Source organism: Dactylosporangium sp. CA-139066, assembly GCF_050936175.1.
GTDB lineage: Bacteria > Actinomycetota > Actinomycetes > Mycobacteriales > Micromonosporaceae > Dactylosporangium.
On the sequence record NZ_JBNJNH010000001.1, the window covers coordinates 8,547,850 to 8,562,498 of the forward strand.

Below are 14,649 nucleotides of genomic sequence, written 5' to 3' on the forward strand. Positions count from 1 at the left end.
CTATCGGCCTCCCGGCCCGTCGGCAACGAGGCGTTGCAGGGCGGCGCGGGCGGGCGGCCCCCAGGTGGCCTTGCCGCCGGGACGGCCGTTGACGCCGGCGTCGCCGATGAGGATGCCGCTGAGGGCGCGGGCCATCGCCCAGCCGCGGGCGCGGCGCATGGTGGCGGCGTCCGCCCTCGGCTCGTAGGCCGCGTAGAACCGGCCGGCGGCGCCGTCCGGCAGCAGCAGCCACACCGCGGCGAGGTCGTACGCCGGGTCGCCCGCGCAGAGGTCCCCGAAGTCGATGACGCCGCAGAGGGTGCCGTCCCGGGTGAGCACGTTGGCCGGGTGCAGGTCCGCGTGGATCCACAGCGCCGGCCCCGCCCACGGCGGCGCGCCGAGCGCGTCGTCCCACACGGCCCGGACGGCGTCCGGATCGTCGACCAGCCCCAGCTCGGTGGCGGCGGCCAGCCCCTTGGCGAACGGCTCGTCCCGCTCGGCGAGCGGCCCGCCGCGGCCCCGCCCGGCGGGCGCGCCGCCGAGGGCGGGCCGGTGCAGCGCCGTCAGGAACGCGGCGAGGGACTCCGCCGCCTCCGCCGCGCGCGTGACGGGTACCTGGTCGGCGGGTGCGCCGGGAACCCAGGTGGTGATGATCCAGGTCCGGGGGAACCGTTCGGAGGGCTCACCGAGCCGCTGCGGGACGGGGATCGGCAGCGGCAGGCGCGGGGCCAGCTCGGGCAGCCAGGCGTGCTCCTTGCGCAGCAGCGCGTCCGCGGAGTCGGTCGCCCAGGGCAGCCGCACGGCCAGGTCGTCGCCGAGCCGCCACAGCTGGTTGTCCCAGCCGCGCGCGCCGAGCCGGACCGGCCGGTCGGCGAGGTCGGGGTGCTGGTCGCGGACCAGATCCCGCACCAGCTCCGCGGTGATCTCCGTCCTCACGTAGTCGTGTAGGTCACCCATCGGACGATCATGCTAGCCTCCCGCGGTGCGAGCGATGGTGGGCGTTCTGGCGGTCGGGATGATCGCGCTGGCCGGCTGCGGCGGCGAGCCCGCGGCCCCGTCCTCCGCCGCGGCAGGCCCGGCGTCATCGGCCGCCGCGCCCGCGCCGACGCCCGCGTCGCCCACGTCGGCGGCGCCGGTCGCCACGCCGGCCGCGGCGGAGGTGGTCGCGTACACCGTCGCGCAGCCGAAGACGCTGCTCGGCCGGGCCCCCGCCACCGAGGCCGGCATCAAGGAACAGGGCGCCAAGGTGGGCAACGCGTGGGGCGCGGAGTCCGGCCGCACCACGGTCTCCGGCGCCTACGGCACGACCGGCAAGAAGAACGTGATGCTCTTCGCCGCGTCGACCGCCGACATTCGCGACCCCTCCGCGTTCTTGGACGACGTGGCGGCGCAGGGCTTCGCCAAGTACCGGTTCCGGCCGGTCGACGCCGGGGCGCGGGGCGCGGGCCGGTGCGCGGACGCGACCGCCGGAGCGACCCCGACCACCCTGTGCCTGTGGGCCGACGAGTACGCGACCGGCATCATCTACTTCTTCTTCGGCGCCGCCGCCGACGCGGACCGGCTGCTCCCCCAGGCCCGGGCCGAGATCGAGGTCGACAAGAACAAGTAGCTCAGTCCTTCGCGTCGATGTCGACCGACACCTCGACGGCCGGGATCGTCCCCCGGTTCTCGAGCCAGTGCAGCGTGTTGCGGTCCTCGGGCCAGCTCACGCCGGGCCCGTAGTCGGTGGTGACCCGGTCCGTCAGGTTGGGGACACCGAGGCCGATGCTGGGCGTTCGCGTGGCGACGGGCTCTCGTCAGGACGGTGTCACCGTGATGCCTGGGGGGAGGCCGCTGGCCTTGGCGGTGCCGGTCGCGTCCAGTGAGACGTCGACCGACGCGCCGCCGATGCGCAGGCCACGTGCGGTCACCGGGCCGAACGGCAGGGTTGGCAGTGGGCGCAGCTCGAGCCGGCCGGCCGGCACGTCAGGGTAGAGGCCGAGGACGGCCTGCAGGATGGCGACCGATGCGGCCGCCGACCAGGCCTGAGGGGAGCAGGCGGCCGGGTAGGGCACGGGGCGGCCGAGCAGTGAACGGTCGTCGCCGCCGTAGAGCTCCGGGAGCCGGTAGTCGAAGGCCTCGGCCGCGCTCAGCAGGCCCTCGGCGAGGTGGGCGGCGGGGGCGGCGTGGCCGGTGGAGGCCAGGCCCGACAGGGCGATCGCGGTGTCGTGGGCCCAGATCGAGCCGCAGTGGTACGACAGCGGGCTGAAGCCGGCGTCCGACGTGGACATCGTGCGCAGGCCGAAGCCGCCGGACATCTCCGGGGTGGCCAGGACCGCGGCGACCTGGGCGGACTCCTCGGCGGTGAGCAGGCCGGTGCCCAGCAGGTGGGCGATGTTGCTGGTCAGCGAGTCGACGGGGCGTTTGGCGGCGTCCAGGGCCAGGGCTGGGTGGGCGCCCAGAGGGCCGTCGACCCAGAAGGCGGAGCGGAAGCGCTCGGCCAGGTCCGCGGCGTAGCCGCGCCAGCGGTCGCCGCCGGGGCGGTCGAAGGCGTCGAGCAGAGCGGCGCCGGCCAGGGCGGCCTGGTAGGCGTAGCCCTGGACCTCGACCAGGGCGATGGGGGCGGTGGCGTGGCGGCCGTCGCGGAAGCGCACGGCGTCGCCGGAGTCCTTCCAGCCCTGGTTGGACAGGCCGTGGCCCGTCGTGTCGACGTACTCCACGAAGCCGTCGCCGTCCGGGTCGGCCGAGTCCGACAGCCAGGCGAGGGCGGCCTCCAGGTGCGGCAGCAGCGGCTCGACCTGGTCGGAGGGCAGGCCCCAGCGCCACGCGTCGTGCAGCAGGATCGTCCAGAGCATCGTGGCGTCGACCGTGCCGTAGTAGGCGGCGGGGAGGCGCAGGCCCTCGGGGGCCAGGTGGAACTCGCCGCGGCGCAGCTCGTGCATGATCTTGCCGGGGGCGGCGCCGGAGGCCGGGTCCGAAGCGGTGGCCTGGCGGCGGGCCAGGACCCGCAGGGTGCTGGCGGCCAGGTCGGTGCCCAGCGGGAGCATCATGCGGGCGGCCCACAGGCTGTCGCGGCCGAACAAGGTGAGGAACCAGGGCACGCCGGCGCCGATGAAGGTGCCGTCCGGGTCGCCGGCCTCGGTGAGGCGCAGCGACTGCACGTCGTCGAGCGAGCGCTCGAGCAGGCGGGCCAGGCGGTGGTCGCCGGCCGTCACCTCGGGGCGGGACCACGGGGGCGGGCCGGACGGGGCGGCGACCACGGCCTTCGGGTCGTCGACGCGCAGGTGCCAGCGCACGGTGGTGGCGCCGCCGGGGGGCAGGTCGACCGGCCAGCTCAGGGCGGGGCCGGGCGTGACGGTGGCGTCCTCGCCGGTGACCGTGACGGTGATGCCGCCGGCCCGCCAGGTGACGCGGTCCGCCTCGGCCGCGGGGGGCAGCGGCGGGGCCGAGCCGCCGGACTTGACGACCTCGATGGGGGCCAGGTCGCAGGCCAGGTCGATGGTGAGGGTGGCGCGGACGGGGACGGCCGCGGTCGAGCGGACCTGGATCTCCTCGGTCAGGCCGTCGGTCTCCAGGCGGCGCAGCCGCTCGACGCGGACGGTCGGGTCGGGGCCGGGGTCGCCGAGCCAGCGGGCCAGGCCGACGAACCGGGCGCCGTGCGGGCCCTCGGGGGCCTGGGCGATCGGCTCGGGCTCGCGGCCGTCGATGCGCAGCTCGGCGCCCGACAGCACGCGGGCGTCGGCCCGGAAGACGCCCTGCACGCCCACGCCCGGGTGAATCTGGCCGGCGGGGTCGCTCAGGGCGCTCGCCGGCGCGCGCACGACCCCGACGAGGTCGTGCAGCAGTGGCTGCAGCGGCTGGAGCGGCGGCGTCATGAGCGACTCCTTGACAGATCGGTGTCAGGCGGTGCACAGTGCGAAACATCCCCGAAACTTTGAACGATCTAATTCTGCATACCAGCCTTTGAACGATCAAGACCGTAGAGGGCGTACATGGCGGAAAAGGTTACGATCTCCACCGTCGCGCGGCATGCGCAGGTCAGCCGGCAGACCGTGTCCAACGTCCTGAACAGCCCCGATGTCGTGCGCGAGGATACGCGGCGGCGGGTGCTCGAGGCGATCGAGGCGCTCGGGTACCGGACCAACCGGGCCGCCCGCCAGATGCGGACCGGGCGCTCGCAGCTCATCGCCGTGCGCATCGAGCCGACGCGCGACGGGATCAACGGGTCGGTCCTGGACCGCTTCCTGCACGGGCTGACCGAGGCCGCCGCGACCGCCGGCTACCGCGTCATGCTCTACACCGCCGACGGGCCGGCCGACGAGATCGACACCTTCGACGACCTGCTCAGCTCGTACGAGCTGGACGCCTTCGTGCTGACCGGCACCGACCACGGCGACGTGCGCACCGAGTGGCTCGCCGCCCGGGGCGTCCAGTTCGTCACGTTCGGCCGGCCGTGGGACAACCCCGACCGGCACCTGTGGGTGGACGTCGACGGCGCCTCCGGCACGGCCGACGCCACCGCGCACCTCATCGCGGCCGGGCACCGGCGCATCGGCTTCATCGGCTGGCCCACGGGCTCCGGCGTCGGCGACGACCGCCGGGCCGGGTGGGTGCGGGCGATGCGCGCGGCCGGCCTGGAGCCGGACGCGGCGCTGGACTGCCGTACCCCGGACGGGATCGCCCAGGGTGCGTCGGCCGCGGGCGGGCTGCTGCGCGGCGACGGGGCGCCGACCGCGCTGGTCTGCGCCAGCGACTCCCTCGCGCTGGGCGCCCTGCAGGCCGTCCGGGCCGCCGGCGCGACCGTCGCCGTCACCGGCTTCGACGACACCCCGGCCGCCCAGGCGGTCGGCCTCACCAGCGTCAGCCAGCCGCTCCCCGAAGCCGCGGCCGGCTGCATGAACCTGCTCGTCGCGGCGCTGGACGGCGACCCCGTCGAGCGCCGCGAACCCATGCTCCTCCAGCCGGCTCTGGTCCTGCGCCAGACGGCATAACACGCCCCCCGCCTGATCAGGAGAAACACCATGAAACACACCGGATTCCGCCGAGCCGCCGTCGCGGGTGTCGCGGCGGCAACGTTGTTCGGCACCGCCGCCTGCGGTGGCGGCTTCAACGACGACAAGAGCAGCCCGCAGCAGCAGTCCGGCAAGGCGTCGCTGCAGATCCTGATCGGCTCGTCCGGCGCCGCCGAGACCAAGGCCGTGCAGGACGCCGCGGCCAAGTGGGCCTCGGACAGCGGCAACACCGCGACCGTCACCCCGGCCCAGGACCTCACCCAGCAGCTCGGCCAGGCCCTCGCGGGCGGCACCCCGCCCGACGTGTTCTACGTCGACGCCGGCCGCTTCGCCGACTACGCGAGCGTCGGCGCGCTCGAGCCGTACGGCGACAAGATCAGCAACGGGAACGACTTCTACGACAGCCTGCGCAAGACGTTCACGTACGACGGCAAGTTCTACTGCGCGCCGAAAGACTTCTCCACGCTGGCGCTGGAGATCAACACCGACCTGTGGGCGAAGGCCGGGCTCACCGACGCCGACGTCCCGACCACCTGGGACCAGCTGACCACCGTCTCGCAGAAGCTCAAGGGCGCCGGCATCACGCCGATGGCGCTCGGCGACACCCGCGACCGCGTCGGCGCGTTCATGAAGGGCGCCGGCGGCTGGCTCCTCAGCCCCGACGGCAAGCAGGCGACCGCCGACAGCCCCGAGAACCTGCAGGCCCTGCAGTACGTCAAGATGCTGCTGACGGAGAAGCTGGTGCAGTACCCGAAGCAGCTCGACTCCGGCTGGGCCGGCGAGGCGTTCGGCAAGGGCAAGGCCGCCATGACGATCGAGGGCAACTGGATCAAGGGCGCCCTGCAGACCGACTTCCCCAACGTGAAGTACACGGTGCACCCGCTGCCGGCCGGCCCCAAGGCGCAGGCGACGCTGTCGTTCACCAACTGCTGGGGCATCGCGGCCAAGAGCAAGTACAAGGACCAGGCGATCAAGTTCGTCGAGGCGATGACCGCGGGCGAGCAGCAGATGGCGTTCGCCAAGGCGTTCGGCGTCATGCCGTCGCGGCAGTCGGTCAAGGACCAGTACACGGCCGCGTTCCCGGCGGACAAGCCGTTCATCGACGGCGCCGCCTACGCGCAGGGCCCGGTCAACGCGCCGAAGATGGACAGCGTGCTGGCCGACCTGGACACCGGCATCCAGGGCCTGGCCGGCGGCGACCCGAAGGCCCTGCTGACCCGGGTGCAGAAGAACACCGAGACCGCCCTCAAGGGCTGACCCGGCACCGACCGAACGGGGAGACCACGCAAGCCCGAACCGGGAGAAGGAAGCAACCATGTCTCGACGCGGCAAGGGCATCCGTAGCAACGAAGGGATCGCGGGCTGGCTGTTCGTCAGCCCGGTGATCCTGATCCTCGGCCTGTTCATGCTGCTGCCGATCCTCATGGCGCTGTGGGTCAGCCTGACCGACTGGCGCGGGCAGGGCAGCCCGTTCACCGCCGGGACCCCGTTCGTGGGCGCCGACAACTACACCAAGCTGTTCACCGAGGACAGCCTGGACCGGCGCGACTTCATGACGGCCATGCGCAACAACCTGTACTACGTCGCGCTGGTCGTACCGCTGCAGACCGCGCTCGCCCTCGGGCTGGCGCTGATCGTCAACGCCCGCAGGCTCAAGGGCAAGTCGTTCTTCCGGACCGCGTTCTACTTCCCGTCGGTCACGAGCTCGGTGGCGATCAGCGTCGTGTTCCTGTTCATCTTCTCCAGCTCGGGGGCGCTCAACCAGCTGCTGTCCATGGTCGGCCTCTCCGGCCCGCAGTGGTTCTCCGATCCCCGCGGGATCGTGCACCTGCTGCTGGGAGTGTTCGGGGTCCACGACGCGCCCGCCGCCCTGGCCGGCGGCGGGCCGTTCGGCCTGAGCTGGTGGGAGTGGTTCTCCGGGCCGAGCGTGGCGATGTGCGCCATCATCATGCTCGTCGTCTGGACCACGTCGGGCACGTTCATGCTGATGTTCCTGGCCGCGCTGCAGGACGTGCCGGTGGCCCTGGAGGAGGCGGCCACCCTGGACGGGGCCGGGCGCTGGCAGCGGTTCCGCCACGTGACCCTGCCCATGATCCGCCCGACGATGTTCCTGGTGCTGACGCTGGGCCTGATCGGCACCTGGCAGGTGTTCGACCAGATCTACGTGATGAGCCAGGGCGACCCGGCCAAGACGACGCTGACGCCGGCCTACCTGTCGTACCGCACGGCCTTCCGCAACTTCGACTACGGCTCGGGCGCGGCCATCTCGTTCGTGCTCTTCCTCATCATCATCCTGCTCACGCTGCTGCAACGCCGGATGCTGCGCGAGCGCGACCGGGCGGAAGGGAGCGCGGCATGAACGGCCGCCGGGATCCACGGGCGCTGGTGAGTGCCTTCCTGGGGTACGCCATCCTGGTCTTCTTCGGCCTGGTCTTTCTCTATCCGTTCGTGATCCAGATCGGCAACGCGTTCAAGACCGAGGCCGACGCGTCGGCGAACCCGCTGTCGCCGATCCCGGCCGCGGTCAACCTGGCCGGGTTCCACCAGCTGTTCGGCACGGACTTCCCGCTCTGGCTCGGCAACTCGGTGCTGGTGACCCTCGTCGTCACGGCCGGCCGCGTGTTCCTGGACTCGCTGGCCGGCTACGCCCTGGCCCGGCTGCGCTTCCGCGGCCGGGGCGCGGTCTTCGGCGCCGTCCTCGCGGTGATGGCGGTGCCCGGCGTGGTGCTGCTGATCCCGAAGTTCCTCGTCCTCAAGCAGCTCGGCATCTACAACTCCTACGCCGGCCTGATCGTCCCGCTGCTGGCCGACGCGGCCGGCGTGTTCATCATGAAGCAGTTCTTCGAGTCGATCCCGGTCAGCGTCGAGGAGGCGGCCCACATCGACGGGGCCGGCACGTTCCGCACCTTCTGGTCCGTCGTCCTGCCGATGGCCCGCCCGGCGCTGATCACCCTCACGATCCTGTCGTTCCAGGGCTCGTGGAACGAGTTCCCGCACACCCTCGTCGCGGTGCAGGACCCGTCGCTGTTCACGCTGCCGCGCGGCCTGGCCGACCTGGTGAGCGGCTCGCTGGGCAAGGGCAACCAGTACCCGCTCAAGCTGGGCGCGGCGCTGCTGGCCACGATCCCGGTCGCGGTCATCTTCGTGATCTTCCAGCGGTACTTCATCCGCGGTGCCAACGAGGGCGCCGACAAGGGCTGACGGCGCGGCCTCCGCCTGCCGTCGACGGCCGCCGGCACAGAGGGGTCGCCGCCGGGGCGCTCAGCGTGCGCCCTCAGGCGGTCAGGGCGCGGCCGAAGTTCACCACCGCGGCGTCGAGCTCCTGGTAGGCGGCGTCGCTGATGGCATGGTCGCGGGTGCGGTCGCTCAGGTTGTGCCGCAGCTCGTCGACGCGGCGGGCGAGGTCGGCGCCGCCGGAGAGCAGGTTGTTCACCTGGTTGCGGATGTCCAGGGCCACGTCCGAGCGGATCTCGCCGGTCTGGGCGCGGCGGTCGACGATGTCCAGGACCGCCTTCCCGGCCGCCTGCGGAGTCTGCGAGCCGGAGACGGCCGGGGACGCCCCCGGGCCGCCGGACGGCTGGGTGCTCGGGCGCGACGACGGGCGGCCCCCGGCCGGAGAAGTTGCGCCGGGGCCGTCCGTCGGGGCGGGGACGAACGACACCAGGATGCTCACCGACGGGGCGGGGGCGGCGTTGCCGCCGGGCGGCTGGACGGGGTCGTCGTCGCGCAGCAGGAGCACGGCGAGTACCGCCGCCAATGCCACCACGACCGGGACGGCCAGCCAGGCGCGGCGGCGGGCGAGCGGGGCGGACGTCCCGGCGCCCAGGATCGTGGCCGCCTCCGCGGCCGTGGGCCGGCGGGAGGGGTCGCGCGAGAGGCTGCGCAGGCACACGGAGGCCACGCCGGCGGGCAGGCCCGGGACGGTGAGCGCGGGGCGGCGCTCGGCGGCCAGGGCGCGCTCGAGCTCCTCCCAGGTGCCGGCGGGGTACGGCGGGGCGCCGGTGAGCATCTCGAAGAGCAGCACGCCGAGGGCGTAGACGTCGGTGGCGCCGCTGGCGGGGGCGCCGACCAGGCGTTCGGGGGCCACGTACGGCGGGGTGCCGAACGTCATCGCCTCCTCGCGCTGGCCGATGTCGGCGGCGATGCCGAAGTCGAGCAGGCGCACGCCGTCGGTGGTGAGCATGACGTTCTCGGGAGTGACGTCGCGGTGCACGACGCCGCGGCGGTGGGCGGCGTGCAGGACGTCGGCGACCGTGGCCGCCACCGCGACCGCCTCCGGCCACGGCAGCGGGCCGCCCTCGAGCCGGGCGGCCAGGGAGGCGCCGTCGAGCAGCTGCATGACGACGTACGCCGCGATCCGGCCGCGCGGGGTGACGGTCTCGCCGTAGTCGTAGACGCCGATGGCGTTCGGGTGTTCGATCCGCGCGGCGGCGCGGGCCTCGCGCTTGATGCGGTCGCGCTGGCCGCCGTCGGAGGCGATGGGGCCGTCGAGGACCTTGACGGCGACGGTGCGCTCGAGGGTGGAGTCCCAGGCCCGCCAGACCACCGACATACCGCCCGCCCCGAGGGGCTGTCTGAGGATGTAGCGGCGGGCGAGGATGTCGCCCTCCCGCAGCTGTGCGTGGCGCATCCTACGTGGAGGCCCGCACAACGAGCTCCGTCGGCAGGATCGGGTTCTCTCGCTCCAGTTCGGGGTCGCGATCGAGATCCGAGTCGAGCAGGAGGGCGGCGATCACCGAGCCGAGCTCCTCCACGGGCTGGCGGACCGTGGTGAGGGCGGGCGTGGTGAACGCGGCGAGCGGGGCGTCGTCGAAGCCGACCACGGCGATGTCCTCGGGGACCCGGCGGCCCGCCTTGCGCAGAGCCTGCAGGGCGCCGGCGGCCATGGTGTCGGAGGCGACGAACAGCGCGTCGAGGCGCGGGGTGCGATCCAGCAGCCAGGCGGCGGCGTGGCCGCCCGAGGCGCTGGTGAAGTCGCCGTACGCGGCGAGGGGCGGGCGGCCGGCGGCGAGCATGGCGCGACGGTACCCCTCCAGGCGGTCGACCGCCGCCGGCGAGTCCGGCGGCCCGGCGATCGCGGCGATCGTACGGCGCCCGCGCAGCAGCAGGTGCTCGACGGCCTGGCGGGCGCCGTCGCGGTTGTCGACGTCGGCGTAGGGCACGGCGAGCTCCGGGCGGCCGGCGGAGCGCACCGGGACCAGCGACGCCGCCAGGGACACGGCCAGGGGGTGGCCGCCGGGCGCGCCGACGATCATGACGCCGCCGACGCCGCCGGCGGTCAGGAAGCGGGTGGCGCTGGAGACGGCGCCGCGGGTCGCCGACATGGTCAGCAGCGGCACGCCGCGGCGGGCCAGCTCCTCCTCGGCGCCGGCCAGCAGGCGCGCGCAGTAGCCGTCGCGGAACAGCCGGCCGGCCGGCTCGAACACCACGGCGGCGACGGGCAGGCCGGCGGCCTGCTCGGTGCGGCGCGGGGCCCGGTGGCGGACGTACCCCAGCCGGGCGATGGCGTCATGGACCTGCACCCGGGCGGAGGTGCTGACCCGGACCCGGCCCGTGAGGACCCGGGAGACGGTGGCGGCGGAGACCCCCGCGGCGGCGGCGACCTCGGTGACGGTTGGCGGTGCGGGCTCGTCAGGCATCAAGTCTCCTGTGGGAGCGATTCCTGCGGTCAGCGTCAGTCACGAGTTACCGCGATGTCAACTATCGGTTTCGATCACCCTTAAGCTCCCTGCAATTCGCCCTAAACTACGCTGTGCCGAACCACGCTGGGGCTATCGCGAGCCCGACCGAATAGGGAATAGTCGACGATTGTGTCCGGGATCGAGGTTGGCCGCAGGGTGCTCGACCGCTACCTGCTGGTCCGTCCGATCGCCAGGGGCGGGATGTCGCTCGTCTACGAGGCGTTCGACCTCGAGCAGATCCGGCCGGCCGCGCTGAAGATCCTCGCCCCGGCGTTCGCGGCCAACACGCGGGCCTGCCTGGCGGCGCGCCGCGAGCCCCACCTCATGCAGCGGATGCGGCACCCCACGGTGCCGAAGGTCTTCGCGTTCGGCGAGGTCGACGCGGACCACGCGTCCGTGCCGGCGGTCGCGATGGAGCTGCTCAACGGGGTGCCCCTCAAGGCGCGCCTGGCCGAGGGGCGGATGCCCTGGCCGGAGGCGGTGGAGATCGCCGCCTCGGTCGCCGAGATGCTCGCCGTGGCCCACCGCCGCGGCATCGCGCACCGCGACCTGACCGCCGACAACGTCATGCTCACCACCGCCGGGGTCAAGATCATCGACTTCGGGCTGGCGGTGCCGTTCGCGCACCCCTCGGCCGGCGGGCGCGACCAGAACGCGCCGGCCTGGGACGTCTACGCGCTGGGCGTCCTGCTGTACCACATGCTCACCGGCCGGTCCCCGCACGCGCCCGGCGCCCGGCTCCTGCAGGCCGCGCCCACCCCGGTCGTCATCGCACCGGGGGTGCCACGCTCCGTAGCCGAGCTGTGCCGCCGCTGCATGGCCAAGCGCCCCGACGAGCGCCCGGACAGCGCCGCGGTCGCCCTCGAGCTGTGGGCCGAGTTCGCAACCAACTGGCAACAGCCAGGGATCTTTACTGAGAGCTACGGCACGCCGTCTCATCACGGTGTGTAACTGCCAACTTTTGGCTGCGTAAGGGCTCTGTCGGGCGCTCGGTCGGACTTCGGTGCCGGAACCCCATCACCCATTGTAATCGCCGTCGCGGCGCGACAAGCTTCTCGGACCAGGTGCACGACGGTTGCCGGCAGGGAGCCGTCACGCACCACCAACGGTTAGCCGAGGGGAAGCTGTCATGTCAGGTTCGAAGGTCACCGGCGTGGTTGTGACGGGCGGCGCGACCGCCGGGTCACTGCCCGTCACCGGAAGCCCGGTCTTCGCCATCGTCGTCGCCGGGGTGGGGCTCGTCATCACCGGCTTCCTGATGGTCCGGGCGTCCCGCTTCAACCGCGAGCACCGCCTGTTCACTCGCAGCGCCGCCTGACACATGACGGCGATCCTTCTGGTCGGCTTCACGCTGCTCACGCTGTGGCCGGCGTACAACCTGGCCCTGGTGGCGCTGTCCGCCCGGGACGCGGCAACCGCCGGGCGCCGGCGCCGGCGCGACGCCATCGCGCCGAACGGCAACGAACCGCTGACCTTCTGGATCGTCGTGCCCGCCCTCAACGAGGAGCGGGTCGTGGGCAACACGGTCGCCGCCGCACTGGCGCTGACCGGCCCGGAGGGCACGCGCACCAGGGTCCTGGTGGTCGATGACGGATCGGACGACGGCACCCCGGACGTCCTGGCCGCCATCGACCACCCGGGCCTGACCGTCCTGCGCCGGGACTTTCCCGACGCCCGCAAGGGCAAGGGCGAGGCGCTCAACGCGGCGTTCCGGGCCATCCGGGACCTGACGCTGCACAACGGGGAGGACCCGGAGCGGGTCGCGGTCGGCGTCATCGACGGCGACGGGCGCGGCAGTGCCAACCTGCTCACCGAGGTCTCGCGGCTCATGCGCGACCCCGAGGTCGGCGCGGTGCAGGTCCGGGTGCGCATCCACAACCGCAACCGGGTGCTGGGCGCCGTGCAGGACCTCGAGTTCGCGGCCGTCGCCAACGCCAGCCAGCTGCTGCGCGACGCGGCCGGCACGGTCGGGCTCGGCGGCAACGGGCAGTTCGCCCGGCTGTCGTCGCTGATGCGGCTGGGCGGCGCGCCCTGGTCGCACTGCCTGGTCGAGGACCTGGAGCTGGGGCTGCGCATGCACCTGGGCGGCGAACGCATCCGGTACACGTCCCTGGCCCACGTCAAGCAGCAGGGCCTCGTCGACGTCAAGCGGCTGGTGCGCCAGCGCACCCGCTGGGCGCAGGGGAACCTGCAGTGCGTCTCCTACGTGCCGCGGCTCATCGCCTCCCGGAAGATCCGCAACCACGCGCTGCTGGAGATGCTGTACTACCTGCTCGCGCCGTGGATGAACGCCTTCGGCACGGCGGCCGTCTTCGGCCTGTGGGGCTACGCGATGTGGCGGCTCGTCCCCGGGCACGGCGACAGCTTCATGATCCACTCGTGGGGCCAGATGGGCGAGGTCGGGCTGTTCTGGGCGATCGGCATGACCGCCCCGGGGCTGGTCTGGTCGCTCGTGCACCGCGCCCAGCTGCGCGACGAAAAGCTCACCACGCTGCTGCGGGCGGCGCTGGTGTACCCCTTCTTCCTGATGCTCGGCCTGGTCGCGACCTGGCGGGCGATCGGCCGGCAGATCAGCCGGCGGCAGGCCTGGGCGAAGACCGAGCGCCTGGCCGACGAGCCCGTAGCCGCCTGAATAGAAAGCGTTGTTGGCGCCTCGCTCCGCTCGGGGCGCGCCGGGGGGTTCCCACCCCGGACCCCCATGCTCGCTCCGCTCCCCCACAAAACCCGAAAGCGTTGTCGGCGCCTCGCATCGCTCCCACAAGCTCGAATTTCCGCACGGATGCGGCACTTACGAACCCCAAGGTGACGCAAATGCTTCCTGAAGTCTTCCTGATCGCCGGCACCCGGCCCGAGGCCATCAAGCTCGCCCCCGTCGCCGCCGCGATGCGCGACGCGGGCCGCCTCGCCCCGGTGCTCGTCGCCAGCGGCCAGCACCCGGCGATGGTCACGCAGGCCCTGGCCGCGTTCGGCGCCGAGGCCGACGTGACGCTGCCGCTGCAGCGCGTGACCGGCAGCCAGCCGGAGCTGCTCACCGAGATGATCAAGCAGCTGGACGCGCTGCTGGAGACGCGCAAGCCGGCCGCCGTGATCGTGCAGGGCGACACCACCACGACCCTCGCCGGCGCCATGGCCGCGTTCTGGCGGCGCATCCCGGTCGTGCACCTCGAGGCCGGCCTGCGCTCCGGCGACCTGGACTCGCCGTTCCCGGAGGAGGCCAACCGCAAGCTGGTCGGCCAGCTCGCCGCGCTGCACCTCGCGCCGACGGCCCTGGCCGCCACCAACCTGCTCGACGAGAGCGTCAACCCGGCCAACGTGCTCATCACCGGCAACACCGTGGTCGACGCGGCGCTGGAGATCGCGGCCAAGGAGCTGCCGTTCGACGACGCCGGCGTGGCCGCCGCGGTTGACGCCGCCGAGCACGGCGAGGCCCGGCTGGTCCTGGTGACCGCGCACCGCCGCGAATCGTGGGGCGAGCCCCTCGACCGCATCCTGGCCGCCGTGCGGCGCCTGGTCGAGGCCTACCCGGACCTCCGCGTCGTGCTGCCGGCGCACGCCAACCCGGCGGTCCGCGCCCAGGTCGAGCAGGGCCTGGCCGGTGTACCGCGGGTGACGATCACCGACCCGCTGCCGTACCCGGCCCTGGCCCGGCTGCTGTCCCACGCCTACCTGGCGCTGACCGACTCGGGCGGCATCCAGGAGGAGGCCCCCTCGTTCAAGGTGCCCGCGCTGGTGCTGCGCGAGGTCACCGAGCGCGTCGAGTCGCTGCAGGCCGGCTGCGCCAAGCTGGTCGGCACCGACGAGGACCTCATCGTCGCCGAGGCGGCCAGGCTGCTCGACGACCCGGTGCTGCGCCAGGCGATGACCGCCAGCGGCAACCCGTACGGCGACGGCCTCGCCTCGCAGCGCACGGAGCAGGCGGTCGCCGCCATGCTCGGCCTCGCCCCGATCCCCTCCCCCATGCCGACGTCCGCCTCGCTCGTCTGATTGGTGCTCACTCA

13 protein-coding genes are annotated in these 14,649 nt (G+C 73.4%); 9 read left to right on the plus strand and 4 right to left on the minus strand.

The features are described 5' to 3' along the window. On the minus strand, window positions 1-936 hold the full coding sequence (locus ACQEVU_RS39115) for an aminoglycoside phosphotransferase family protein (RefSeq protein ID WP_433332787.1): 936 nt from the start codon (window positions 934-936) through the stop codon (window positions 1-3). 34 nt (window positions 937-970) lie between these two features. Between ACQEVU_RS39115 and ACQEVU_RS39120 the strand changes: the two genes are divergently transcribed. Then, on the plus strand, window positions 971-1,588 hold the full coding sequence (locus ACQEVU_RS39120) for a hypothetical protein (RefSeq protein ID WP_433332789.1): 618 nt from the start codon (window positions 971-973) through the stop codon (window positions 1,586-1,588). 187 nt (window positions 1,589-1,775) lie between these two features. On the opposite strand, the gene ACQEVU_RS39125 is transcribed toward ACQEVU_RS39120, so the two are convergent. Then, window positions 1,776-3,833, minus strand: a complete 2,058-nt coding sequence (locus ACQEVU_RS39125) for an amylo-alpha-1,6-glucosidase (protein ID WP_433332791.1) — start codon at window positions 3,831-3,833, stop codon at window positions 1,776-1,778. Between the two features lie 117 nt (window positions 3,834-3,950). On the opposite strand from ACQEVU_RS39125, the gene ACQEVU_RS39130 reads away from it, so the two are divergent. The 4 genes from ACQEVU_RS39130 to ACQEVU_RS39145 are packed head-to-tail and all read left to right on the plus strand — an operon-like array spanning window position 3,951 to window position 8,171. Further along, window positions 3,951-4,949 (plus strand): LacI family DNA-binding transcriptional regulator, encoded by a 999-nt coding sequence (locus ACQEVU_RS39130; protein WP_433332793.1) that lies wholly within the window; start codon window positions 3,951-3,953, stop codon window positions 4,947-4,949. A 30-nt stretch (window positions 4,950-4,979) separates the two neighbouring features. Continuing rightward, window positions 4,980-6,227, plus strand: coding sequence for a sugar ABC transporter substrate-binding protein (locus ACQEVU_RS39135; protein WP_433332795.1), 1,248 nt, complete (start codon window positions 4,980-4,982; stop codon window positions 6,225-6,227). A gap of 58 nt (window positions 6,228-6,285) precedes the next feature. Further along, window positions 6,286-7,329, plus strand: coding sequence for a carbohydrate ABC transporter permease (locus ACQEVU_RS39140; RefSeq protein ID WP_433332797.1), 1,044 nt, complete (start codon window positions 6,286-6,288; stop codon window positions 7,327-7,329). Then, window positions 7,326-8,171 (plus strand): carbohydrate ABC transporter permease, encoded by an 846-nt coding sequence (locus tag ACQEVU_RS39145; RefSeq protein ID WP_433332799.1) that lies wholly within the window; start codon window positions 7,326-7,328, stop codon window positions 8,169-8,171. The genes ACQEVU_RS39140 and ACQEVU_RS39145 overlap by 4 nt, the downstream gene beginning before the upstream one ends. A gap of 73 nt (window positions 8,172-8,244) precedes the next feature. On the opposite strand, the gene ACQEVU_RS39150 is transcribed toward ACQEVU_RS39145, so the two are convergent. Both ACQEVU_RS39150 and ACQEVU_RS39155 read right to left on the minus strand, forming a co-directional pair. Further along, the gene (locus tag ACQEVU_RS39150) at window positions 8,245-9,600 is read right to left on the minus strand and encodes a protein kinase domain-containing protein (protein WP_433332801.1); all 1,356 of its coding nucleotides are present in this window, start codon (window positions 9,598-9,600) and stop codon (window positions 8,245-8,247) included. A 1-nt stretch (window position 9,601) separates the two neighbouring features. Continuing rightward, the gene (locus tag ACQEVU_RS39155; RefSeq protein WP_433332803.1) at window positions 9,602-10,609 is read right to left on the minus strand and encodes a LacI family DNA-binding transcriptional regulator; all 1,008 of its coding nucleotides are present in this window, start codon (window positions 10,607-10,609) and stop codon (window positions 9,602-9,604) included. Window positions 10,610-10,807: 198 nt separating this feature from the next. On the opposite strand from ACQEVU_RS39155, the gene ACQEVU_RS39160 reads away from it, so the two are divergent. From ACQEVU_RS39160 to wecB, 4 genes are all read left to right on the plus strand, one after another. Then, window positions 10,808-11,602, plus strand: coding sequence for a serine/threonine-protein kinase (locus ACQEVU_RS39160; RefSeq protein WP_433332805.1), 795 nt, complete (start codon window positions 10,808-10,810; stop codon window positions 11,600-11,602). Window positions 11,603-11,780: 178 nt separating this feature from the next. Beyond that, complete coding sequence (locus tag ACQEVU_RS39165; protein ID WP_433332807.1) at window positions 11,781-11,969, plus strand: hypothetical protein; 189 nt, start codon at window positions 11,781-11,783, stop codon at window positions 11,967-11,969. A gap of 3 nt (window positions 11,970-11,972) precedes the next feature. Continuing rightward, complete coding sequence (locus ACQEVU_RS39170) at window positions 11,973-13,283, plus strand: glycosyltransferase (RefSeq protein WP_433332809.1); 1,311 nt, start codon at window positions 11,973-11,975, stop codon at window positions 13,281-13,283. 179 nt (window positions 13,284-13,462) lie between these two features. Beyond that, window positions 13,463-14,635: a non-hydrolyzing UDP-N-acetylglucosamine 2-epimerase gene (gene wecB / locus ACQEVU_RS39175; protein ID WP_433332811.1), complete on the plus strand. Its 1,173-nt coding sequence runs from the start codon at window positions 13,463-13,465 to the stop codon at window positions 14,633-14,635. Window positions 14,636-14,649: the final 14 nt, after the last annotated feature.

What these genes read in the sequence shown, in the direction of transcription:
- ACQEVU_RS39115 (WP_433332787.1), bottom strand. Translation starts at nt 936, where the DNA reads ATGGGTGACCTACACGACTACGTGAGGACGGAGATCACCGCGGAGCTG.
- ACQEVU_RS39165 (WP_433332807.1), top strand. Translation starts at nt 11,781, where the DNA reads ATGTCAGGTTCGAAGGTCACCGGCGTGGTTGTGACGGGCGGCGCGACC.
- ACQEVU_RS39130 (WP_433332793.1), top strand. Translation starts at nt 3,951, where the DNA reads ATGGCGGAAAAGGTTACGATCTCCACCGTCGCGCGGCATGCGCAGGTC.
- ACQEVU_RS39120 (WP_433332789.1), top strand. Translation starts at nt 971, where the DNA reads ATGGTGGGCGTTCTGGCGGTCGGGATGATCGCGCTGGCCGGCTGCGGC.
- ACQEVU_RS39155 (WP_433332803.1), bottom strand. Translation starts at nt 10,609, where the DNA reads ATGCCTGACGAGCCCGCACCGCCAACCGTCACCGAGGTCGCCGCCGCC.
- ACQEVU_RS39145 (WP_433332799.1), top strand. Translation starts at nt 7,326, where the DNA reads ATGAACGGCCGCCGGGATCCACGGGCGCTGGTGAGTGCCTTCCTGGGG.
- ACQEVU_RS39140 (WP_433332797.1), top strand. Translation starts at nt 6,286, where the DNA reads ATGTCTCGACGCGGCAAGGGCATCCGTAGCAACGAAGGGATCGCGGGC.
- ACQEVU_RS39150 (WP_433332801.1), bottom strand. Translation starts at nt 9,600, where the DNA reads ATGCGCCACGCACAGCTGCGGGAGGGCGACATCCTCGCCCGCCGCTAC.
- ACQEVU_RS39170 (WP_433332809.1), top strand. Translation starts at nt 11,973, where the DNA reads ATGACGGCGATCCTTCTGGTCGGCTTCACGCTGCTCACGCTGTGGCCG.
- ACQEVU_RS39135 (WP_433332795.1), top strand. Translation starts at nt 4,980, where the DNA reads ATGAAACACACCGGATTCCGCCGAGCCGCCGTCGCGGGTGTCGCGGCG.
- wecB (WP_433332811.1), top strand. Translation starts at nt 13,463, where the DNA reads ATGCTTCCTGAAGTCTTCCTGATCGCCGGCACCCGGCCCGAGGCCATC.
- ACQEVU_RS39125 (WP_433332791.1), bottom strand. Translation starts at nt 3,833, where the DNA reads ATGACGCCGCCGCTCCAGCCGCTGCAGCCACTGCTGCACGACCTCGTC.